This window comes from Micromonospora sp. RV43, assembly GCF_001029515.1.
GTDB lineage: Bacteria > Actinomycetota > Actinomycetes > Mycobacteriales > Micromonosporaceae > Micromonospora > Micromonospora aurantiaca.
Genome location: NZ_LEKG01000004.1, coordinates 39,213 through 63,835 on the forward strand (window position 1 = coordinate 39,213; position 24,623 = coordinate 63,835).

The 24,623-nt window shown below is 73.4% G+C and carries 8 protein-coding genes; 7 read left to right on the forward strand and 1 reads right to left on the reverse strand.

Annotated features, from left to right (window positions below):
• Position 1: 1 nt before the first annotated feature.
• From ABD52_RS02400 to ABD52_RS02420, 5 genes are read left to right on the forward strand one after another with little or no spacing between them, the layout of a single operon-like run.
• Complete coding sequence (locus tag ABD52_RS02400; RefSeq protein WP_053065268.1) at positions 2–2,995, forward strand: type I polyketide synthase; 2,994 nt, start codon at positions 2–4, stop codon at positions 2,993–2,995.
• The gene (locus ABD52_RS02405) at positions 2,992–9,423 is read left to right on the forward strand and encodes a non-ribosomal peptide synthetase (RefSeq protein WP_053065269.1); all 6,432 of its coding nucleotides are present in this window, start codon (positions 2,992–2,994) and stop codon (positions 9,421–9,423) included. Before ABD52_RS02400 ends, ABD52_RS02405 begins: the two co-directional genes overlap by 4 nt.
• Positions 9,424–9,425: 2 nt before the next feature.
• Entirely contained in the window at positions 9,426–14,891 is a 5,466-nt protein-coding gene (locus tag ABD52_RS02410) for a type I polyketide synthase (protein ID WP_047890614.1), read from the forward strand.
• Positions 14,888–20,560: a non-ribosomal peptide synthetase gene (locus ABD52_RS02415; RefSeq protein WP_053065270.1), complete on the forward strand. Its 5,673-nt coding sequence runs from the start codon at positions 14,888–14,890 to the stop codon at positions 20,558–20,560. The genes ABD52_RS02410 and ABD52_RS02415 overlap by 4 nt, the downstream gene beginning before the upstream one ends.
• Entirely contained in the window at positions 20,557–21,306 is a 750-nt protein-coding gene (locus ABD52_RS02420; RefSeq protein ID WP_047890615.1) for a thioesterase II family protein, read from the forward strand. The genes ABD52_RS02415 and ABD52_RS02420 overlap by 4 nt, the downstream gene beginning before the upstream one ends.
• Before the next feature lie 51 nt (positions 21,307–21,357).
• Here the strand turns inward: ABD52_RS02420 and ABD52_RS02425 are convergent, their stop codons facing one another.
• Positions 21,358–21,945, reverse strand: coding sequence for a TetR/AcrR family transcriptional regulator (locus ABD52_RS02425; protein ID WP_047890616.1), 588 nt, complete (start codon positions 21,943–21,945; stop codon positions 21,358–21,360).
• Between the two features lie 90 nt (positions 21,946–22,035).
• Here ABD52_RS02425 and ABD52_RS02430 point away from each other — a divergent pair, with 90 nt between their 5' ends.
• Positions 22,036–22,962, forward strand: coding sequence for an ABC transporter ATP-binding protein (locus ABD52_RS02430; protein ID WP_047890617.1), 927 nt, complete (start codon positions 22,036–22,038; stop codon positions 22,960–22,962).
• A complete protein-coding gene (locus ABD52_RS02435; RefSeq protein WP_047890618.1) occupies positions 22,959–24,518 on the forward strand; it encodes an ABC transporter permease in 1,560 nt (519 codons plus the stop codon). The genes ABD52_RS02430 and ABD52_RS02435 overlap by 4 nt, the downstream gene beginning before the upstream one ends.
• The last annotated feature ends 105 nt before the right edge of the window (positions 24,519–24,623 follow it).

Sequence of the window (24,623 nt, forward strand, 5' to 3'; positions counted from 1 at the left end):
GATGACCGCTCCGGACACCTCTGCCGCGACATTGAAGCGCGCCCTCGCGGCGATCGACCAGCTGCAACGCGACCTGGCCGCGGCCCGCGACCAGCGGGCCGAGCCGATCGCCGTGGTGGGCCTCGGCTGCCGCTTTCCGGGCGGCGTGGTGGATGCGGACTCGTACTGGCGTCTGCTCGCGGACGGCGTGGACGCGATCCAGGACATACCGCCGGACCGCTGGAACGTCGACGCGTTCTACCAGAGCGAGGTGGGCCACCCCGGGACGATGACCACCCGCTGGGGTGGCTTCCTGGACCGGATCGACGAGTTCGACGCGGCGTTCTTCGGCATCTCGCCACTCGAGGCCGAAGCGATGGATCCCAACCAGCGGCTGGTCCTGGAAGTGGCCTGGGAGGCGCTGGAGCACGCCGGTCACGCCCGGATGGCCGGCAGCCGCACCGGAGTGTTCGTCGGCGTGCTCGGCAGCGACTACGCGCTCCGCAACTTCCGCCGGCCGGACGAGGTCACGCCGTACGTGCTGACCGGCAACGCGCACAGCATCGTCTCCGGCCGGCTCGCCTACCTCCTCGACCTGCGCGGCCCCGCGGTGTCGGTCGACACCGCGTGTTCCTCCTCGCTGGTCTCGGTGCACCTGGCCTGCCAGAGCCTCCGGTCCGGTGAGTGCGACACGGCCCTGGCCGGTGGGGTCAACGTGATGCTCTCCCCGCTTCCCACGATCGGCTTCTCGCAGTTCGGGATGATGGCGCCGGACGGCCGGTGCCGGACGTTCGACGCGGCGGCGAACGGTTTCGTACGCGGCGAGGGCTGCGGCATGGTGGTGCTCAAGCGCCTCTCCGACGCGCTCGCCGCCGACGACGACGTGCTGGCCGTGATCCGCGGCGGGGCGATGAACCAGGACGGCCGCAGCACCGGCCTCACCGCTCCCAACGTGATGTCCCAGCGTGACCTGCTGCGCCGCGCCCTGGACGCGGCCGGTGTCCGGCCCGAGCAGGTCTCCTACGTCGAGGCGCACGGCACGGCGACGACCCTGGGCGACCCCATCGAGGCGGAGGCGCTGGCGGAGGTCTACCCGGCGGAACCGGGCGCGGAGTGGCACCTCGGCTCGGTGAAGACGAACTTCGGCCATCTGGAGGCGGCGGCGGGGGTGGCCGGCCTGATCAAGGTGATCCTGGCGCTGCGTCATCGGGCGATCCCCGCCCACCTGCACTTCGAGCGGCTGAGCCCGCTCATCGGCCTGGATCGTCCGCCGTTCACCGTGCCGACCCGGCTCACCGAATGGGCGCCCCGGGACGGCCGCCGGATCGCCGGCGTGAGCAGCTTCGGGCTGAGCGGCACCAACGTCCACCTGCTCGTGGAGGAGGGACCGCAGCGGCAGCCGGTGGAGGCGGACGACCGCCGGCCGCTGTCCGTTCTCGCCCTGTCCGCCCGCAGCGAGGAGGGCCTGCGCGCGCTCGTCAGCCGGCACCGCGAGGTGCTCGCCGCCGCGCCGGCCCGGCTGGCGGACCACTGCTGGTCCGCCAACACGGGACGTATGCACTTCGCCCACCGGCTCGCGGTGGTGGCGGGTACCGCGGAGGAGGTGGACGCGGCCCTCGCCGCCGCGACGGAACAGCCCGCACCCGCCGCGGCCCGCGACCCCGAGGTCACGTTCCTGTTCAGTGGCGACGGTGCCGGGAGCCCCGGCATGGCGCGCACCCTGTACGAGACCTCCCCGGTGTTCCGGGAGGCGATCGAGCGGTGCGACGAGCTGCTGCCCGATCCGCTGCTGCCGGTGCTGTTCCCGGCGCGACCGGACGCGGCGGACCTCCGCCGTCCGGCCCGGTCGCAGCCGGCGCTGTTCGCGGTGGAGTACGCGCTCGCCCAGCTCTGGCGCTCGTGGGGGGTGGAACCGGCCGCGGTGCTCGGTCGCGGCGTCGGAGAGGTGGCGGCCGCCTGCACCGCCGGAGTGCTCAAACTGGAGGGAGCGCTGCGACTGGTGACCGAGCGGGCGCGGCTGGCCGAGGCGGGCGCCGCCGGGCTCGACGCCTTCCACCGGGCGGTGGCCGAGATCGGCCAGGCGCCGCCGCGCATCCCGTTCGTGTCCAGCCTGACCGGGGAGTTGCAGCCCTGGGACCGCGCGCCGGGGGCCGAGCACTGGAGTGGGCTGGCCGGTGGTCCGGAGCGGTTCGCCGAGGGTGTGGCGGAGCTGCGCGGTCTCGGGCACCACCGGTTCCTCGGGATCGGCCCGGACACCACCATGCTCGACGATCTCGACGGCGACCTGCTGCGCCTGCCCAGCCTGCGGCCCGGCACGGACGACTGGGAGACCATGCTGGGCGCGCTCGCCGAGCTGTACCGGCAGGGCACCGACGTGGACTGGCTCGGGTTCGACCGCGGCTACCGGCGTACCCGGGTGCCGGTGCCGACCACCCCGTTCGTCCGGACCCGGCACTGGTACGAGTCGGCGTCGGAGACCGACCTGCCCGCGCCGGGGCCCGGGTCGGCGGCCGCCCCGGCATCGGCCGGGGAACCGCTGCTCACCCGGGAGGCGCTGCTGGCGCTGCCACCAGCCGAGCGCTTCGACGTCCTCGCCGATCACCTGGCCCGCGGTGTCGGGGCGGCGCTGAGCTCCGGCTCCGCCGCGCGCCGCAAGGCGGCCGGCGCAGCCGTCCAGGTCGGACTCGACCAGCCGTTCCTGGAGCTGGGCATGGACTCGCTGATGGCGATGGGGCTGCGGAACCAGATCCGGACCCGGTTCGGCGTCACGCTGCCCATCGCCGGCCTGCTGCAGGGGGCGTCGGTCCGCCGGCTGGCGGACCGGATCCTGGCCCTGCTCGACGAGACGGACCCCCCGCCGGCCGCCGACGGCCCAGCCGCCGACGCCCCGGCCGCCGACGGCCCAGCCACCGACGCTCCGGCCGCCGACGACCCGACGGACGCGCTGCTCGCCGAGCTGGAACGTCTGCCCGCCGACGAGCGGCAGGCCCTGCTCGCCGAGGGGAACGACCGGTGAGCCTGCGCCAACGGCTGGCCGGCCTCTCGCCGGAACAGCGCGCACGCCTCGCGAGGCGTCTCGCCGACCGGGAGCGGACCTATCCGCTCTCGGCCATGCAACGTCGCCTCTGGTTCCTCGAGCGGCTCAACCCCGGCACCACCGCCTACCTGGTGCCGGCGGCCGTCCGGCTGTGCGGCCCGCTCGATCGGACGATGCTGAGCGCCGCCGTGGCGGACCTGGTCGCCCGGCACGAGTCGCTGCGCACCACTGTGGTCGAACGGGACGGCGAACCGGTCCAGGTGGTGACGCCGAGCGTGACGATCGACATCGGTGAGGAGGATCTGCGGGCGGCGTCCGACGACGTCGTCGAGGACCGGGTGACCGCGGCCGTCACCGCCCCGTTCGACCTGGCGACCGGGCCGCTGATGCGGTTGCGGCTGTTGCGGGTCGCCGACGAGGAGCACCGCCTGATCGTGGTCCTGCACCACATCCTGGCCGACGGGTGGTCGGTGAGCGTGCTGTTCGCGGAGTTCGCCGCGCTCTACGCCGGGTACCGCGAGGGCCGGCCGGCCGCGCTGCCACCACTGCCGCTCCAGTACGGCGAGGCCGTGCAGCTCGAACCGACCGACGTCGACGACGACCTGCGTTACTGGGCCGATCGGCTTGCCGGTGCGCCACAGGTGCTCGAACTGCCGCTGGACCACCCGCGCCCGCCGGTCGCGTCGTCGCACGGCGACTCCTGGCACTTCGACCTCCCGGCCGGCCCGGTCCGGGATCTCGTCGCCGTCGGGCGGGTCCGCGACGCCACGCCGTTCATGGTGCTGTTCGCTCTGTTCCAGGTTCTCCTGTACCGCTACACCGGGCAGGACGACGTGGTCGTCGGCGTGCCGGTCGCCAACCGGGACCGGGCCGGGCTGGACGGACTGATCGGGTTCTTCCTCAACACCCTGCCGATCCGCACCGACCTCGCCGGCGACCCGAGCTTCACCGAACTGCTCGACCGGGTCCGGGACACCTGCCTGGAGGCGTACGCCCACCAGCAGGTTCCCTTCGACCGGCTGGTGGAGGAGATGAAGCCGGCCCGCGACCTCAGCCGCCCCCCGCTCGTCCAGGTCAGCTTCGCCTACCAGACCCAGCCGGTGCCGGCCGTCGAGGTGGCCGGGCTGAAGATCACCCGGCTTCCGCTGCGCAGCCGCGCGGCGCGATTCGATCTGGAACTGCAACTCGTCGACGACGCCGAGCACGGCGTGAACGCGCTGATCGAGTACAACAGCGACCTGTTCGACGCCACGAGCATCGCGCGGATGGCCGGGCACCTGAGCCGGCTCGCCACCGCGGTGGCGGCCGACCCGGACGCGCCGGTCGGCGCGCTCCCGCTGCTCGGCGACGAGGAACGGGCCGCGCTGCTGGCGCTGGGCGCGGACAGCCGGCGCGACTGGCCGGCCGGCGACCTGGCGCACCGGCGGATCGCCCGCCGGGCGCGGGAGACGCCCGAGGCCGAGGCGATCCGGTTCGAGGACCGCACCCTCACCTACGCCGAGGTGGACCGCCGCGCCAACCAGCTCGCGCACTGGCTGCGCGGGCGGGGCGTCGGGCGGGACGTGCTGGTCGGCCTCTGCCTGGAGCGTTCGCCGGAGACGGTGATCGCCATCCTGGCGGTGCATCGGGCCGGCGGTGCGTACCTGCCGCTCGACCCGGACTACCCGCGGGCGCGGTTGACGTTCATGCTCGACGACTCGCGGACACCGTTGGTGCTCACCGGGTCCGCGGTGCGCGACCGGGTTCCGGCCGGGGCCGCCGTCGTGGCGTGCCTGGACGCGATCGAGGACGAGCTGACCGGGCAGCCGGTGCATCCGCCGGCCGTCGACGTCGCCGACGAGGATCTCGCGTACGTGATCTACACGTCCGGGTCGACCGGCCGGCCCAAGGGCGTGCAGATCCCGCACCGCGCGCTGGACAACTTCCTGCGGTCGATGCGGGATCGGCCGGGGATCGACCGCGACGACGTGCTGCTCGCCGTGACCAGTCTCTCCTTCGACATCTCGGTGCTCGAACTGCTGCTGCCACTGACGACCGGCGCCCGGCTGGTGCTGGTGCCGCGCACGGTGGCCGCCGACGGCCGGGAGCTGGCGCGGGTGCTGGACCGGGCCGACGTCACGATCATGCAGGCCACGCCGTCGACCTGGCGGATGCTCGTCGAGTCCGGCTGGTCGGGCTCGCCGCGGCTGCGCATGCTGTGCGGCGGCGAGGCGCTGCCGCCGGGGCTCGCCGCCGCGCTGCGCCCGCGCGGGGCGGAGCTGTGGAACATGTACGGCCCGACCGAGACCACCGTCTGGTCCGCGGTCTGGCGGGTCGGCCCCGGTCCGATCCTGCTCGGCGAGCCGGTCGCCAACACCGGCCTGCACGTCCTCGACCGGCACGGGCAGCTGGTTCCGCCAGGCGTCCCCGGCGAGCTGCACATCGGCGGCGCCGGGCTGGCACGCGGGTATCTGAACCGCCCCGACCTCACGGCGGATCGGTTCGTCGAGCTGACCGTCCCGGCCGGCCGGTTCTACCGCACTGGCGACCTGGTGCGCCGCCGCGCCGACGGCGGCCTGGAGTTCCTGGGCCGGATCGACCACCAGGTGAAGGTCCGCGGATTCCGCATCGAGCTCGGCGAGATCGAGGAGGTGCTGGCCGCCCATCCGGCGGTCGGCGCGGCGGTGGTGACCGCCCGCGAGCACACCGGCGACACCCGGCTGGTGGCCTACCTGGCCGCGGCCGACGTGCCCGCTGCCCAGATCGTGGCGTTCCTGCGCGAGCGGCTGCCGGAATACATGGTGCCCTCGGCCTTCGTCCACCTGCCGGCGTTCCCGCTCACCCCGAACGGCAAGATCGACCGGGCCGCGCTGCCCGAGCCGGAGTACGGACGCTCCGGCCCGGAGACTCCCTACCGGGCCCCGCGCGATCCGCTGGAGCACCTGGTCGCCGAGGTCTTCGCCCAGCTGCTCGGCATCGAGCGGCTTGGTCTGGACGACGACTTCTTCGCGCTGGGCGGCCATTCCCTCCTGGCCACCCGGGTGGCGACCCGGCTCCGACCGGTGGTCGGCATGGAGCTGCCGCTGCGGGTGATCTTCGAGCACCCGACCGTCGCCGCCCTCGCCGCCCAGTTGCGCGACCGCGGCGCGCGGCCGGCGACCGGCCCGGTGGCCGGCGCAGCGGTCGTGCCGCGCCGCGCCGACCCGGCCGCGCCGGTGCCCCCGGCGACCGCCCAGCGGCGACTGTGGCTGCTGGAGCAGCTCGCCCCGGGCAACCGTGCCTATCTGCTGCCGGCCGCCCTGCTGGTGCGCGGCCGCCTGGACGTCGCCGCCTTCCGCCGCGCCTGCGACGAGGTGATGCGGCGGCACGAGGTGCTGCGCGCGGTGTTCCCCGAGATCGACGGCAGGCCCTGGCTGGTGGTGCGCCCGGAGATGCCGGCCGAGCTGGTGGTACACGACCGTACCGAGGGTGCGGAGGCCGAGCTCACCGAGCGGTTCTTCGACCGGCCGATCGTCCTCGCCGAGGGGCCCCTGCTGCGCTGGGAGGTGCTGCGGCGCACCGACGACGAGGCCGTGGTACTGCTCGCGATGCACCACATCGTCTCCGACCAGTGGTCGCTGGGCGTGCTGCTGGGCGAGGTCCTGGCGCTGTACGCCGCGTACGCCGCCGGCGCGCCGAGCCCGCTGCCCGCCCTGGAGATCCAGTACCCGGACGTCGCCCGCTGGCAGCAGGACGAGCCCACCGACCCGGCCGGCCTCGACTACTGGGTCGGGCAACTGCGCGGGGCGCCCGCCGAGCTGAACCTGTCCCTGGCCCGGCCCCGGCCACCGGCGAAGACCTATCGGGGCGGCGCGCTGCACCTGACCGTACCCGCCGAGGTGGTACGTGACCTGCGCGCTCTCGGCCGCGCCGAGGGGGCCACCCTCTTCATGGCGCTGGCCGGCGCCTTCCAGGTCCTTCTCGGCCGGCTCGGCGGCACCGAGGACGTAATCGTCGGCACGCCGGTGGCCAACCGGCGGCTGCCCGAGCTGGAACCGCTGATCGGCCTCTTCGTCAACACCCTCGTGCTGCGTACCGACCTCTCCGGCGACCCCACCTTCAGGGAGCTGCTGCGCCGGGTCCGGCAGGTCTGCCTGAACGCGTACGAGCATCAGGACGTCGCGTTCGAGCGGCTCGTGGAGGCGCTGCGGCCGGAGCGCAGCCTGGCCCGTACGCCGCTGTTCCAGGTCGGGTTCGCGCTGCAGAACGTCCCCTTCCCGGGGTGGAGCGGCGGCGGCCTGCGGGCCGAGTCGCTGCCGGTGCACGCCGGCGCGGCGAAGTTCGACCTGGAACTCCTGCTCACTGAGGACGGCGACACCGTCCACGGCCGTCTCGAGTACAGCCTCGACCTCTTCGACGAGGCGACCGCCGGACGCATCGTCCACTACCTCCAGGTGGTGCTGGCCGCGATCGCCGCCGATCCGGACCGGTCGATCGGCCGGCTGCCGCTGCTCGACGAGGCCGAGCGGCGGGAGGTTCTGGCGCTGGGCGACGGCGGTCACCGCGAGTGGCCCGGTGCCGGCCTGATCCACGAGCAGTTCGAGGCTCAGGCCAGGGCGACTCCGGACGCCGAGGCGGTGCGCTTCCGGGACGAGCGGCTCAGCTACGCCGAACTGGACCGCCGCGCCAACCAGCTCGCGCACCGCCTGCGCCGGCTCGGCGTGGGCCGGGACGTGCTGGTGGGCGTGTGCCTGGAGCGCTCCGTCGAGATGGTGGTGTCGCTGCTCGCGACGCTCAAGGCCGGCGGCGCCTACCTGCCGCTGGACCCCGCTCTCCCGCAGTCCCGAACGGTGTTCATGCTCGACGACGCCCGGGCGCCGGTGCTGCTCACCCACAGCCGCCTGGCGCCTTCGCTGCCCGCGCTCGACGCGCACGTGCTCTGCCTGGACGACGTGGCCGCCGACCTCGCCGGTGAACCGGCGTCGTCGCCCGGCGTGCGGGTGGACGGCGAGGCCCTGGCCTACGTGATCTACACCTCCGGCTCCACCGGGCGGCCCAAGGGGGTCATGAACGTCCACGCCGGTATCCGTAACCGGCTGTTGTGGATGCAGGACGAGTACCGGCTCGACGCCACCGACCGGGTGCTGCAGAAGACGCCGTTCTCCTTCGACGTGTCGGTCTGGGAGTTCTTCTGGCCGCTGATGACCGGCGCGTGTCTGGTGGTCGCCGTGCCGGACGGGCACCGCGACGCGCGCTACCTGGTGGAGACCATCCGCCGGGAGCGCATCACCACTGTGCACTTCGTCCCGTCGATGCTCCGGGTCTTCCTGACCGAGGACGGTGCGGCGGACTGTCCCAGCCTGCGCAGGGTGCTCTGCAGCGGCGAGGCCCTGCCGCGTGAGCTGCAGGAGCGGTTCTTCGCGGTCGCGGCGGCCGAGCTGCACAACCTGTACGGCCCGACCGAGGCGGCCGTCGACGTCACCGCCTGGGCGTGCCGCCGCGACGGCGACCCGAGGCCCGTGCCGATCGGCCACGCCATCGCCAACACCCGGATCCACGTCCTCGACCACCTGTTGCAGCCGGTACCGGCCGGCGTCGCCGGTGAACTCTGCATCGCCGGCCGGAACCTGGCCCGGGGCTACCTCAACCGGCCGGACCTGACCGCGGAGCGGTTCGTCGAGCACTCGTTCGACCCGGCGCTCGGCCCACGGCTCTACCGCACGGGCGACCTGGCGCGGTTCCGCGACGACGGCGCGGTCGAGTATCTGGGCCGGCTCGGCCATCAGGTGAAGCTCCGCGGTCACCGGATCGAGCTGGGCGAGATCGAGCAGACGCTCACCGCCCATCCGGCCGTCCGCGAGGCCATCGTCACCGCTCGGCCGTACGGGGTTGACCAGCGGCTGGTGGCCTACCTGTCCGGCGACGAACCGCCCACAGCGGGCACGCTCATCGCCCACCTGCGGCAGCGGCTGCCCGACTACATGGTGCCGGCCGTCTTCGTCCCGCTGCCGTCGTTCCCGTTGCTGCCGAACGGCAAGGTGGACCGCGGGGCACTGCCCGAACCGGAGCTGTCGCGGCCCGACCTGGCCAGTGCGTACGAGGCGCCGCGCGACGAGCTGGAGCGGACCGTCGCGGCGGCCTGGACCCGGCTGCTCGGCATCGAGCAGGTGGGTGTGCACGACAACTTCTTCGAGCTGGGCGGCCACTCACTGCTGATGGCGGAACTGCGCGGCGTCCTGCGGGACGCCCTCGGCCGACCCCTCACGCTCGTCGAGCTGTTCCAGTACCCGACCGTGCGCGCACTGGCCGAGCACCTGGCCGCCGGCTCTGCCGCCGATCCGCTGGCCGCCACCCGCGAGCGGGTGACCGGCCGGCGTGCGGCGCTGGCGGAACGCCGCCGGCTCGCCGCGCGCCGGGCGGAGATCCGTACCGAATCCCCAGGGGAGTGACAGTGAGCGACTCGACCGACGACCTGTCCCAGGTGGCCGTCATCGGCATGGCGGGACGCTTCCCGCAGGCCCCCGACGTGAACGCCTTCTGGGCGAACCTGGTGGCCGAGCGGGAGGGCATCTCCTCCTTCTCGGCGGACGAACTACGCGCGGCCGGGGTCGATCCCGCGCTGGTGAGCCGGCCCGGTTACGTCCGCGCCAAGGGCGTACTCGACGGCGCGGACACGTTCGACGCCGGCTTCTTCGGATACAGCCCCCGCGAGGCGGAGCTGATGGATCCCCAGCACCGGGTTCTGCTGGAATGCGCCTGGGAGGCGCTGGAGTCGGCCGGCTACGACCCGCAGGCGTTCCCCGGCCGGATCGGAGTCTTCGCCGGCGCCAGCCTGAACACCTACCTCCTCTACAACCTGCTCGCCAACCGCAGCGTCGTCGAGGCGCTCGGCCCGTACCAGACCCAGCTCGCCAACGACAAGGACTTCCTGGCCACCCGTGCCGCGTACAAGCTCGGGCTGCGCGGGCCCGCCATCACCGTGCAGACCGCCTGTTCCACCTCGCTGGTGGCGGTCCACCTGGCCTGCCAGAGCCTGCTGTCCGGTGAGTCCGACATCGTGCTGGCCGGCGGGGTGTCGGTGAACGTCCCGCTGCGCAGCGGATACCAGTACGAGCCGGGCGGCATCCTGTCCGCGGACGGGCACTGCCGGCCGTTCGACGCCGCGGCCGGTGGCACCGTCATCGGCAACGGTGTCGCCCTGGTGGTGCTGCGCCGGCTCGCGGACGCGCGCGAGCACGGCGACATCGTCGACGCGGTGATCCGCGGCTCCGCGGTGAACAACGACGGCGCGCTCAAGGTGGGCTACACCGCGCCCGCCGCGGAGGGCCAGGCCGAGGTGATCGCCGAGGCGCTCGGCGTCGCCGGCGTCGCCCCCGAGACGGTCGGCTACGTGGAGACCCACGGCACCGGCACGGCGCTCGGCGACCCGATCGAGATCGCCGGCCTCACCCGCGCCTTCCGGCAGGGCACCGCGGCGAGCGGCTTCTGCGCGATCGGCTCGGTGAAGGGCAACATCGGCCACCTGGACGCGGCCGCCGGCACGGCCGCCCTGATCAAGGCGACACTCGCCCTCAAGCACGAGGCCATCCCGGCCAGCCTGCACTACGACCGGCCCAATCCGGAACTGGCGCTGGAGGCGAGCCCGTTCTACGTGAACGCCGTGCACCGGCCGTGGCCCCGCACCGACGAGCCGCGGCGGGCCGGGGTGAGTTCGTTCGGCATCGGCGGGACCAACGCCCACGTGGTGCTGGAGGAGGGGCCCGTGGACGTACCGGCGGAGCCCGGCCGTCCCTGGCAGCTGCTGCCGCTGTCGGCGCGCACCGGGGCCGCCCTCGCGCAGGCCGCCGGGCGGCTCGCCGACCACATCGAGGCGCATCCGGACGAAGAACTCGCCGACGTGGCCTTCACCCTGGCCACCCGCCGCCGGGCCTTCGAGCTGCGGCGGCCGGTGGTGGCCGTCGACCGGGCCGACGCGGTGCGACGGCTGCGCCAGGCCGCCGAGGACAGGGCGCCGGGCACCACCGGCCGGCCGGTGAAGGTGGCCTTCCTCTTTCCGGGACAGGGCACCCAGTACGCCGGCATGGCCCGCGACCTGTACGACGAGGACCCGGTCTTCCGGGCCGAGCTGGACCGCTGCCTCGACCTGTTCCCCCCGGCGGTACGCGCGGCGCTGTTCCCGGCCGGCGAGTCGCTGGCCGGCCTGACGGAGACCGAGCTCACCCAGCCCGCCCTGTTCGCTGTCGAGTACGCCCTGGCCCGCACCCTCATCGCGGCGGGCGTCGAACCGCACGCGCTGGCCGGCCACAGCATCGGCGAGTACGTCGCCGCCTGCCTCGCCGGTGTGTTCCGCCTGGAGGACGCCGCCGTCCTGGTCACCGCGCGTGGCCGGCTTATGCAGGCCACGCCGCACGGCGCGATGCTGGCCGTCTTCCTGCCCGAGGACGAGACCGTGGAGCTGCTGTCCGACCGGCTCAGCCTCGCCGCCGTCAACGGCGCCGCGCTGTGCGTCGCCTCCGGCCCGGCCGACGCGGTTGACGACCTGGAACAGCAGCTCAAGGCCCGGGGCGTCGGCTGCCGACGGCTGCACACCTCGCACGCCTTCCACTCGGCGCTCGTCGAGGGCGCGGTGCGACCGTTCGTCGAGGAGGTCCGCGGGATCGCCCTGCATCCGCCGACGATCCCGATCTGCTCCAACCGCACCGGGACGTGGCTGGAGGGCGGCCAGGCCACCGACCCGGAGTACTGGGGCGCGCACCTGCGCTCCACCGTGCGCTTCGCCGACAACCTGGGCACCCTGCTCGCCGATCCCGACCTGATCCTGCTCGAAGTCGGCCCCGGTGACTCGCTGACCACCTTCGCGCGGCGGCATCACCTGTGGACCGCGGACCGCGTCGTGGCCGGCACCATGCGCCGGCCCGGTGAGAAGCGGGCCGACCGGCAGGCCCTGCTGGAGGGGCTGGGCGCGATCTGGGCCGCAGGCGCCACACTCGACTGGACCGGTCTGTGCGAGGCCGACCGCCGACGGCGGGTACGCCTTCCCTCGTACCCGTTCCAGCGCCGCCGCTACTGGGTGGAGCCCGAGCGCCCGGAGACGTCCGGCCCGGCCTCGCCGCCTGCCTCGTCGTCGACCTACCGCCCGAGCTGGCGACGGCTGCAACCGGTCCGCCCCCGCGCCGAAGCGGGCCCCTGGCTCGTGCTCGGTGCGGATCTGCCCGAGGGCCGGGCCCTCGCCGAGTCGCTGCCCTCCGTCGTACGTGTCCACGCGGGAGCCGGGTTCGCGCAGGGCGGCCCGGACGCGTTCACCGTCGACCCGGCCGACCGGGACGACTACCGGCGGCTCCTCGACGCGCTCGGCGATCGCCCGCCGGCCCGGGTCGTGCACCTGTGGAGCCTGGCCGTGGAACCCGGCACCGACCTGGACCGTGCCGAGGCCGTCGGGTTCCACAGCCTCCTGGCGTTAGCGCAAGCGCTCGCCGACCGGGCGGAGCATCCGGCGCTCACCATCGAGGTGCTGACCCGGGGCGTGTTCAGCGTGACCGGCGACGAGTGCCTGCAACCGGAGAACGCCACGGTGATCGGCCCGTGCACCGTCGTCCCGCAGGAGGTTCCCGGTGTCACCTGCCGGCTCCTCGACGTCACCGGGACGGGCGTCGAGTCGCTGGCCGACGCCGTGCGGTCGGCGCCGGACGAGCCGGTGCTGGCCAGGCGGGGCAGTCACTGGTGGGCCCGGAGCTTCGACGCCGTCGACCTCGACCCCGGCCCGGCCACCGGCCGGCTGCGCGACCACGGCGTCTATCTCATCACCGGTGGTCTGGGCGGTATCGGCCTGGCGCTCGCCGAACACCTGGCCCGTTCCGTGCGGGCCCCGGCGATCGGTCTCCTCGGGCGCACCCCCGTCCCACCCGAGGAGACCTGGCCGCTGTGGTTGGCCGAGCACGACGCCGACGACGCCACCAGCATCCGGATCCGGCGCATCGAGGAGCTTCGCCGGCTGGGTGCCCGTGTGGTGGCGCTGCACGCCGACGTGACGGACCTCGCGCAGACCTCCCGCGCGGTCGACGAGCTGCGGGCCCGCTTCGGCGCGCTGTCCGGCGTCGTCCACGCGGCCGGGCTGCCGGCGAGCGGTCTGCTCGCCGGGAAGTCGCGGGCCGACGCCGACGCCGTCCTCGCCGCCAAGACACGCGGCACCCTGGTCCTGGACTCGGTGTGCGGCCGGGATCCGCTCGACTTCTTCCTGCTGTGTTCCTCGCGTACCGCGATCCTCGGCGGGCCGGGCCAGCTCGACTACTGCGCCGCCAACGCCTTCCTGGACACGTTCGCCGCCGGTCGGGACGGGGTGACGGCCGTCGCGTGGGACACCTGGCGCGACACCGGGATGGCGGCCGACCCGGCCGGCGGGGTCGACGTCGGCCATCCGCTGCTGCAACGCCGCCTGCGAAGCACCCCGACCGTCGAGACCTTCCGCACCACCATCACCACGGCCGACAGCTGGATCGTCGACGAGCACCGGATGCAGGGGCACGGGCTGGTCCCGGGCACCACCTACCTGGAGATGGTCCGGGCCGCGGTGGCACGGCACGCCGACGGCCGGGAGATCGAGTTCCGCGAGGTGCTCTTCACCTCTCCGGTGATCGTCCCCGACGACCAGGAGCGCGAGATGCTCACCACCGTCGAGCGCGGCGACGACGGTGTGCTGAGGTTCCGCGTGTACAGCCGGGGGGCCGCGGGACGGCAGGAGCACTGCGCCGGCACGGTCGTGCTGCACGACCCGGTGCGACGGTCACCAAGGACGGCCGGCGACCTGCTCGCCGCCTGCGACGTCCAGGAGGTGATCGAGGGGGAGGCCGCGCTCCGGCACCGGTTGCGCCTCGACTTCGCCGCCGACGGCGGGCTCATCCGGTTCGCCGTGCACGGCCGGTGGCGCAGCCTCAGCCGCGTCCACGTGGGCACCACGGGCATGGTCGCCGACCTCGAACTGCCCGAGCGGTACGCCGGGGATCTGGACACCTACCTGCTGCACCCGGCCCTGCTCGACGTGGTCGGCGGCGCGTCGCGGGTGTACGCCGCCGAGGGCTACTACCTGCCGTTCTGGTACGGCAGCCTGCGGTTCGTCCGGGGCCTGACCAGCCGGATGGTGTGCCACATCCGGGTCAAGGAGAGCGACCACTCGTCCGGCGAGACGCTCACCTGCGACGCCGACGTCCACGACGAGCGGGGCCGGCTGCTCGTGCAGATGCGCGACTTCATCATGAAGCGCATCCACGAACCAGCGGCGATGCGTGACGAGGTGGAGCGCGCCGCGTCCGTCCCGCCGGTGCCCGCGCCGACCGGCCTGGCGGCCCTGACGGACCCGGCCGGCGGGTTGACGGTGGCCGAGGGCACCGACCTGTTCGACCGGATCCTGGCGGCCGACCCGTTCTGCGCCCAGTTGGTCGTCTCGACCCGCGACCTGGCCGCGGCGCAACGGGCCGCCGCGGCGATCGACCCGGCCCGGCTCGCCGCCGAGCTGGCCGAGGCGGTCGCGCCGTCCGTCCTGCACCCCCGCCCCGACCTCGACGTGCCCTACGAGGAGCCCGCCCCGGGCGCCGAGACGGACATCGTCGCCATCTGGCGGGACGTGCTCGGCATCGACCGGATCGGCCGCAACGACGACTTCTTCGCGCTGGGCGGCCACTCCCTGGCCGCGGTCCAGATCGGCACGAAGCTGCGCGCCCGGTTCGGGGTGGAGCTGACCCTGCGCGACTTCTTCGACCAGCCCACCGTGGCGAACACGGCCCGGCTCATGGCCGGCGCCGCGGACGTGCCGGCACCGGCGCCGATCGAGCCCATCGCCGACGGCGTGGACGAGCTCTCCGACGACGAGGTGGACGCCATGCTGCGCGAGCTGCTGGCGGCCGAAGGGGGAAGCGAGGCATGACCATGCCCGATCTGGACGGCCTGTCCGTGGCCGAGAAGCGGCGCCTGCTGGCCGAGCGGCTGCGCGCGCGACGCGAGTTCCCGCTCTCCTTCCCCCAGCAGCGGCTCTGGTTCCTGGAGCAGCTCGTGCCGGACGGCGCCGCGTACAACGTGCCGATCGCGGTGCGGCTCGACGGGCCGCTGGACCTGGAGGTGTGGCGGCGCTGCTGCGACGAGATCGTGCGCCGGCACGCCGCCTTGCGTACCACGCTGGCCGAGGTGGAGGGGCAGCCGGTGCAACGGGTCGCCGCCACCGGGCGGGCCGACCTCGCCGTGGTCGACTGCGGCGGTGACGACGTTCAGCGGCTGGTCCAGGAGGAGGTACGCCGGCCGTTCGACCTCGGCACCGGCCCGTTGCTGCGGGTGCGGTTCTTCCGGGTGGCACCGTGGGAGCACGTCCTGGTGCTCACCGTGCACCACATCGTCGCCGACCTCTGGTCGGTCGCGGTGGTCGTACGTGAGCTGGTCACCCTCTATCCGGCGCTGCGGGACGGCCGCCCGTCGCCACTGCCGGACCTGCCCATCGAGTACGTCGACTTCGCCGCCTGGCAGCGCCGTCAGCTCGAAGGCCCCGGTCTCGCCAAGGACCTCACGTACTGGACGGCGGCTCTGGACGGTGCGCCGCCGGTGCTCGACCTTCCCACCGACCGGCCGCGGCCGCCGGTGCAGACCTCGCGGGGCGGCTCCACGGCGTTCCGGCTGCCCGGTCCGCTGACCGAACGCCTGCGCGCGGTGAGCCGCCAGGAGGGCGCGACGCCGTTCATGACTGTGCTCGCCGCGTTCGCCGTGCTGCTGTGGCGCTACAGCGGTCAGGACGACATCGTGGTCGGTGCGCCGATCGCCAACCGGACCCGGCCGGAGGTCGACGGACTCGTCGGCTTCTTCGTCAACACGCTGGCGCTGCGCACGGACCTCACCGGCAACCCCACCTTCCGCGAGCTGCTGTCCCGGGTCCGGGCCGCGTGCCTCGGCGCGTACGCGCATCAGGACCTGCCGTTCGAGCGGCTCGTCGAGGAACTGCACCCGCAGCGGGACCTGTCCCGGTCACCGCTGTTCCAGGTGTCCTTCGTGTTCCAGAACATCGAGGTGCCGGAGCTGGACCTCGGCGGGCTCCGGGTCACCCCGTACACCGTCCCCAGCACGACCGCGCGCTTCGACCTGGAGTTGCAGGTCTTCGACCGGCCGGACGGGCTGGGTGGCTGGTTCGAGTACAACGCCGACCTGTTCGACGGCACCACCGTCGAGCACATGTCGAAGGCACTGCACCGGCTGGTCGAGCACGTCACCGAGGCGCCGGACCGCCCGATCGCCCAGCTCGACCTGCTGACCGAGGAGGAACACCACCGGCTGGCGCGCGAACCCAACGACACCCGCCGCGAGTGGGCCGACCTGTCCTGGGCGCACCTCGAGGTCGCCACCCGCGCGCAGGCCGACCCCGAGGCCGAGGCGCTGCGCTGCGGCGACCGGTCCCTGACCTACGCCGACCTCGACCGCCGGGCCAACCAGCTCGCGCATCACCTGCACCGGCTCGGCGCCGGGCAGGGCGACCTGGTAGGGATCTGCACCGAGCGCAGCCCGGAGATGCTGGTGGCGATGCTCGGCACGCTCAAGGCCGGGTGTGCCTACGTCCCGCTCGACCCGGCGTACCCGGCCGAGCGCCTCGCGTTCATGATGGCCGACTCGGGGCTCAAGACCCTGCTCACCGAGGGCGACCTCGCCGACCGGCTGCCGGAGCCACCGGCCGTGATCGTCCGCCTCGACCGGGACGCGGACGTGCTCGCGGCCGAGGACACGGCGCCACCGGAGGCCGAGGTCGCCGGGGACGACCTGGCCTACGTGATCTACACCTCCGGTTCGACGGGGCGACCCAAGGGCGTGCAGATTCCGCACCGGGCACTGGCCAACTTCCTGCGTTCGATGCGCGAGCTGCCGGGGATCACCCCGGCGGACACCCTGCTCGCCGTCACCACGCTCAGTTTCGACATCTCGATGCTGGAGCTGCTCCTGCCGCTCACCACCGGCGCGCGGGTGCATCTGGTCAGCCGGGAGGTGGCCGCCGACGGCACCCGGCTCGCGGCGGCGCTGGCCGCCTCGGGGGCCACCCTGATGCAGGCCACGCCCTCGACGTGGCGGCTGCTGCTGGACGCCGGATGGGCGCCACCGGCCGGGTTCCGGATGCTCTGCGGCGGTGAGGCGCTCCCCGAGGACCTGGCCCGGCGGCTGACGGGCTCCGGCGCGGAGCTGTGGAACATGTACGGGCCCACCGAGACCACGATCTGGTCGGCGGTGTCGCGGGTGACGGGCGAGATCCGGCTGGGCGAGCCGATCGCCAACACCGAACTGCACGTCCTCGACGCGCACGGCCGGCTGGTGCCGCCCGGCGTACCCGGCGAACTGCACATCGGCGGCGCCGGCCTGGCCCGCGGCTATCTCGGCCGGCTCGAACTCACCGCCGAGCGGTTCGTCGCGCACCCCTTTCCGATCGGACTGGGTGACCGGCTCTACCGCACCGGAGACCTGGTGCGGCGCCGCGCCGACGGCGGCCTGGAGTTCCTCGGCCGGATGGACCACCAGGTGAAACTGCGGGGGTTCCGGATCGAGCTGGGTGAGATCGAGACGCTGCTGGCGCACCAGCCGGCGGTCCGGCAGGCGGTCGTCCTGGTACGCGAGGACACCCCGGGGGACCAGCGCCTGGTGGCGTACGTCGTGACCGACGAGCTGCCGGCTCAGCCGGACGAGCTGGACCAGTGGCGCAGCATCTGGGACTCCGCGTACGACGAAGCGGCGCCGGAGGTCGACCCGACGTTCGACATCAGCGGCTGGAACAGCAGCTACACCGGTGAGCCCATCCCGGCGGCGGAGATGCGTGACTGGGTGGACCGGACCGCCGAGCTGGTGCTGGAGCGCGCCCCACGGGGGGTGCTCGACGTGGGCTGCGGCACCGGCCTGATCCTGCACGCCGTGGCGCCGCACTGCCAGCGCTACTGGGGCACCGACTTCTCCACCGTCGCCCTGGACCGGCTGCGCCACTCGGCCCGGTACCCCGGCGACGTCCAGCTGCACGAGTGCGCCGCCGACCAGCTCGACCGGCTGCCGGACCAGCTCTTCGACGTCGTCCTGCTGAACTCGGTCGTGCAGTACTTCCCGGACGGGGAGTACCTGGCACGGGTGATCGAAGGAGCACTGCGCCGGCTCGCCCCGGGCGGTGCCGTGGTGATCGGCGACGTCCGCAGCCTCCCGTTGCTGGAGGCCTTCCACACGTCGGTGGAGCGCTACCGGGCCGAGGCCGGCGACACCGAGGGGACGCTCGCCGCGCGGGTACGCCGCCGGGTGGCGGAGGAGGAGGAGCTGGTCATAGACCCGCGCTACTTCCGGGCCCTGCGGAACCGGCTCCCCGGCATCGCCGACGTCCGCGTGCGGCCCAAGCGCGGCCGGTTCGACAACGAGCTCACCCGCTTCCGGTACGACGTCGTCCTCACCGCCGGCCGGCCGGCTCGTCCGGCGCCCCACCCCTGGCAGGAGTGGACGTCGACGGAGGCGTTGCGCGCGCAGCTCGGCGACGACGTCCTCGCCGTGCGTGACGTGCCGAACGCCCGGGTGCTGCCGAGTGGTGGCGTCGACCCGGAGGACCTGGTCCGGTTCGCCGAGGCGGCCGGCTACCGGGCCGAACTGGACTGGTCGGACCACGGCCCGGACGGCGCCTACCACCTTGTGCTGCGCCGGCCCGGCGCGGCGGACCACCCGGTCGCCGCGGCGGAGCCACCGCCCGCGGACCTGCCGCTGTCGGCATATGTCAACGGCACCTCCGCCCGCCGTGCCCGGAAGCTGCAACCGCGACTGCGCGCCGCGCTCGCCGAACGGCTCCCGGAGTACATGATCCCATCGGCGTACGTGTTCCTGGACGAGTTGCCGCGCACGCCCAACGACAAGGTCGACCGCAGGGCGTTGCCCGCCCCCGACCTGCTGCGCCCGGATCCGCGCAGGCCGTACGAGCCGCCCCGCGACGACCTGCAGCGCGCGCTCGCCGAGATCTGGGCCGAGCTGCTCCGGGTGGACGGACTCAGCGTCCACGACGACTTCTTCGAACTGGGCGGCCACTCGCTGCTGGCCACCCAGGCCATCTCGCGGATGCGGGCCCGCCTCGCCGTCGACGTGTCGCTGCGCGACCTGTTCGAGCATCCGACCGTCGCGACGCTGGCCGGGTGGTTGACCGCGCGTGGTCCCGTACCGGCCGCCGTGCCCACCGCCGTCGAACCGGTGCCCCGGGGCGGGGAGCTGCCGCTGTCGTTCGCCCAGGAGCAGCTCTGCGTCGACTTCCCGATCCCGCCGCAGGACGCCTACCACACGGTGGTGACCGCCGCCCGCCTGCGCGGAGCGCTGGACGAGGAGGCCCTGGGCCGGGCGCTCGATCACCTGGTGCGGCGGCACGAGACGCTGCGCACCCGCCTGGTCACCCGGCCCGCTGGGTTGGTGCAGGTGATCGATGAGGAAGGGGTGTGGCCCCTGACCCGGTCACAGCTCGACGCGGTCGACGCCGCGGACCCGCTGCCGGCGATCCGCCGCGTGCTGGACGAGGAGGCGGTCCGGCCGTTTCCGCTGGCCGACGGCCCTCTGGTCCGGGCCCGGCTGATCACTGTGGACGACCGGGACCGGGTCCTCGTGCTCGCCATCCACCACGCCGTCACCGACAACTGGTCGTACGGGGTGCTGCTGGGTGAGCTGGCGGTGGCGTACGACGCGTTCGCCGGCGGGCGCGAGCCCGGTCTGCCGCCGCTGCCCGTCCAGTTCGTCGACTTCGCCGCCTGGCAGCGCCGGGAGTACGAGTCCGGGACGTGGGACCGGCATACCCGGTACTGGCGGGACCGGCTGGCCGACCTGCCACCGGCACCGTCGTTCGTCGTGAAGGATCTGCGGGACGACGAGGCGGCGCCCGGGTCGCGCGACGACTTCGTGCTCGGCGCGGAGCTCACCGCGGGCCTTCGGGCGCTGGCCAACCGGGAGAACGCCACGCTGTTCATGGTGCTGCTGGCCGCGTACGACGCGCTGCTCGCGGCGTACACCGACAGCCGTGACCTGGCGGTCGGCTTCCCGACGGCCGGGCGGGACCGGCCGGAGGCGGAGAATCTGATCGGCTACCTCGTCAACTCCCTGGTGGTGCGCACCGACCTCGGCGGCGACCCGAGCTTCCGGGAGCTGATCGCGCGGGTGCGGGAACGGACGCTGGAGGCGCACGCCCACCACGCCGTCCCGATGCAGCCGCTGCGGCGCGGCATGCCGGCTGCCCGGGACCGGGTGCGCCTGGGGTTCAACCTGCTCAACGCGCCGCTGCCGCCGACCGTGCTGCGCGGCGTACGCCTCGAGCCGGTGTCTCCCGACGACGGCTGGGTGTTCGTACACGTGCCTCCCGGCCTGCGACCGGCGGAGGTCGATCTCGGTCTGATCGTCATGGAGGACGCCGGCGTGCTCCGGGGGCTGTGGCTGCACGCCCCGGACCGCGTCGACGCGCGCCTGGTGGGCCGCCTGCGACGCCAGTGGGGTCAGCTCCTGGAGATGGTGGAGGCCGACCCCGGCCTGCGGATCGAGGAGTTGGGGCGGCTCCTCCGCGCGGACGGCGCGGGGCAGCCGGCATGAGTGAGCAGTGGTTCTGGGCCCGCCGCCCGCGCCCGGCCGCGTCGAGCCGGGTGGTGTGTCTTCCGTACGCCGGCGGAGCGGCGGCGGCCTACCGGGCGTGGGAGCACCTGGCGCCGGGTCACGTCGAGGTGTGCCCGGTCGAGCTTCCCGGCCGCGGCGTGCGGATGGGGGAGGAGCCGTACCGCCGGCTCACCCCGCTGGTTGGGGCACTGGCCGACGCGCTCGAACCGCTGCTCGACCGGCCCTGCACGCTGTTCGGGCACAGCATGGGTGGCCTGCTCGCCTTCGAACTCGCCCGGCTGCTGCGCCGCCGCGGCCGTCCCGAGCCCGCGCACCTGTTCGTGTCCGCCGCACCGGCTCCGGGCCGGCCCCGGGAGCCCACCGTGCACGACGCCACGGACGCCGAGCTGAAGGCGCGTCTGCGCTCGTTCAACGGCACGCCGCCGGAGGTGCTCGACGACGAAGAGCTCATGGCGCTGGCGTTGCCGGTCATCCGCGCCGACTTCGCCGTGCTGGAGACCTACGAGTTGGTGGCGGAGCCGCCGCTCGACATCCCGCTCACCGTGTTCGGCGGCATCCACGACCGCGCCGTGAAGCCGGCTGACCTGGCCGGATGGCGTGATCACGCGACGACCGTGCGCTTCCGGATGCTGCCCGGTGGCCACTTCTTCGTTGACGAGCTGGCGCCGGAGCTGATCCGCCTGATCACCGCCGAGGTCAGCCCGGTCTGTGATCAGGTCCGGTAGCGGACCGCCGGGCCCGCGCCGGCACGTGACCACCGGCCGCCGCCGGGAGTGTCACGTGTGGGGGTCGCCGGCGCCCGGCCCGGACGTCCGGTGCTCGGCGGGGATGGCCTCCATCGCTTCACGCACGTACTCGCCGATGGGCCGGGTGCGGCCGTCGTCGTGCCACTGTTCGAGGGCGCTGAAGTAGACACCGAAGGTGTAGGTGCGCGCCAGGACCCGCGCAGCGGTCGGCCCGTGCCCGCGGTCGGCCAGGGCCGCGGCGAGGCGGTCCACCATGGCGTCCATGGTGGCGTAGACGGCTGCTCGGATGGTCGGCTCCTCGAGCACGTAACGCATGCCGCGCCACGGTCCTCCGCCTCCGGCACTGGCCGCGAGGCGGGTCATCGTGCCGGGTAGATCGTCGAGGTCGAGAACCTCGTCGAAGCCGTCCGCCCCGACGGCGGCGAACGGGTCGACTGTGAACAGCCCCTCCTTGGAGCCGAAGTAGCGGTAGAAGGTGGACGGTGACACCGCCGCTTCCCGCGCGATGTCGTCGATGGTGACGTTGTGGAACCCGCGAGAGTCGAAGAGCTCCATGGCCGTGTCCTGGATCGCCCGGATCGCGGCCATGCGATTGCGTTGACGCAGGCTGAGCGGCATGTCATCGAGTGTAGCGATGTGAAATTCTTACTCAGTGAGCTACCAACTATCAAGGTGATAGTAGCTGTCAGAATTTGCTAGGATGTGGGCATGGATGCGATCGCGGTGCGAGGTGTACGCAAGGTGTTCGGCGGCACCGTCGCGCTGGACGACCTGGACCTGACGGTCACCGCGGGGGAGGTGCACGGCTTCCTCGGGCCGAACGGCGCGGGAAAGAGCACCACCATCCGGGCCCTGCTCGGCCAGCTCCGGGTGGACGCCGGCGAGGCGAAGATCTTTGGTCTGGACTGCTGGAGCCAGTCGGTGGCGGCCCACCGGCGCCTGGCGTACGTGCCGGGCGATGTGGCGCTGTGGCCGGGTCTGACCGGCGGCGCCAGCATCGACGTCCTCGGCCGGCTGCACGGCGGGGCGGACCCGCGCCGCCGGCGGGAGCTCATCGACCGGTTCGAGCTCGACCCGACCAAGCGGACGCGCACCTACTCGAAGGGCAACCGGCAGAAGGTCGCGCTGATCGCGGCGCTCGCCACGAACGCCGACCTCTTCCTGTTCGACGAGCCGACCTCGGGTCTGGATCCGCTGATGGAGGAGGTCTTCCAACAGTGCGTCCGGGAGCTGAAGGACAACGGTCGCACCGTCCTGCTGAGCAGCCACATCCTCTCCGAGGTGGAGGTCCTGTGTGACCGCGTCAGCATCATCAGACGCGGTGCGGTGATCCGCTCCGGCACACTCACCGACCTGCGCAGCCACACCCTCACCCGGGTCACCGCGGTGACGAGGCGCCCGCTGCCCGACCTGGACCGGCACGACGACCTCGTCGACCTCGTCGTGACCACCCGGCCGGACGGCACCCACGTCAGCTTCCGCGCCGGCTCGGCGGCGCTGGCCGCGGCGGTCGGCTACGTCGCCGCCGCCGAACCGGCCTCGCTGACGGTGCAGCCACCGAGCCTCGACGAGCTGTTCCTCACCAACTACCGCAGTGACGTCCCGAACGCCGTGGCCGGGAGTGCGGTGCGATGACCGGATACTGGCGCTGTCTGTCGCTGAGCCTGCGCACCGGCTACACCCAGGTGCTCGGCTGGCCGCTGCTGGTGGCTGCCCTCGTGCTCGCGAGCGCGGGCACCATCAACGGCACCTACTCCGACCAGGCCAGCCGCGACCGGTACGCCGGGGCGTACGAACTGCTGAGCGGCAGCGCGGCGCTGCAGGGCCGCGGGTACGACCTGCACACCCTGGGCGGCATCCTGGTCAACGAGATGGGTTACCTGACCCTGATCATGATCCCCCTGATCGGCGTGCACCTCGCGATCCGGTTCACCCGCAGCGTCGAGGACACCGGACGCCTCGACATCCTGACGTCCTACCCGGTCCACCGGCTGGCGCCGGCCGCGGCCGGGGTGACCGCCGCGGCGGTCACGGCGGCCATCACCGCGGTGATCACCGCGGTCGGGCTGACGGCACTGGACTACCCCCTCGGCGGGTCATGGCTCTACGCCGGCGGACTCGCGATGTTCATGCTCGTCTTCACCGGCGTCGGCACCCTGATCGCCCAGTGCTGCCGGACCGCCCGCACCGCCTACCTGCTCGCGGCGGGAGCCTGGCTGATCAGCTACCTGGCCCGCGCGGCGGTGGACGCGCAGCAGTGGGCCGCGACCGGCTGGAATCCGCAGTCGTGGCTGGCCGAGATCAAGCCCTTCGCCGCGAACCCCCCGTGGTGGCCCTGGATCGCCTCCGGCCTGCTGGCCGTCGGCTTGTTCGCCGCCACCGCCGCGGTCGCCCTCCGGCGTGACCAGGGAGCCGGCATCATCGCTCCACGACCGGGCCCGGCCACCGCGCCGGCCTGGGTCCGTTCCCCCTTCACCCTCCTCGCACGGCTCACCGGCGGTCTCGGTGCCGGCTGGGCCGGGGCGAGCATGTTGTTCGCCTTCGCCTTCGGATACCTGGCCCCCCAGATCAATCACCTCGACGCCGCCACGAATGCCGAGCAGGGTGCCACAGTGAACGCCACTCTCACGATCTTCGTCCAGCTCAACGCGCTGCTCGCCGCCGCCGCCGGGATCCAGATCGTGCAGTGGCTGGCTGCCGAGGAGACAGCCGGCCGGGTGGGCTACAGCCTGTCCACCCCGGTGAGTCGGTGGCGGTGGTGGACGTCCACCACGCTGCTGGCGACGACGTGGTCGATGCTGGTCCTGCTCTGCGGTGGCCTCGCCACCGGTCTCGGCCTCGAAGCGGGCTTCGACGAAGGCCACTACTTCGGCAAGGGACTGACCGCCACTCTCTCCTACGCCGCAGCGGTCGTGCTGCTGACCGGCGTGGCCGTGGTCGTGCACTCGCTGAGCCCCAGAGCGGTCCCGGTCGCGTGGCTCCCGGTCGGCTGGGGACTCGTTGTCTGCCTTCGCGCCGACCTGCTCGAACTCCCGTCGTGGTCGCGTCAGCTCTCCCCGGTGCACTGGATCGGCGCGGTGCCCCGCGACGCCTTGCACCGGCCGGCGGCCCTGACCATGGCCGTTGCCGCCGTCGTTCTCGTCGTGGTGTCGACGGTGCGCTACCGCTGGCGGGACCTCGAAGCGGGGTGACACGCCGCCGGTGGATTGCGCCTACACGGCCGCGACCGGTTGGCTGATCGAGCTACAGTCGCTCGACGACGGTGAGGAGTCTCTTACGACACCGCTGCCGCGCTG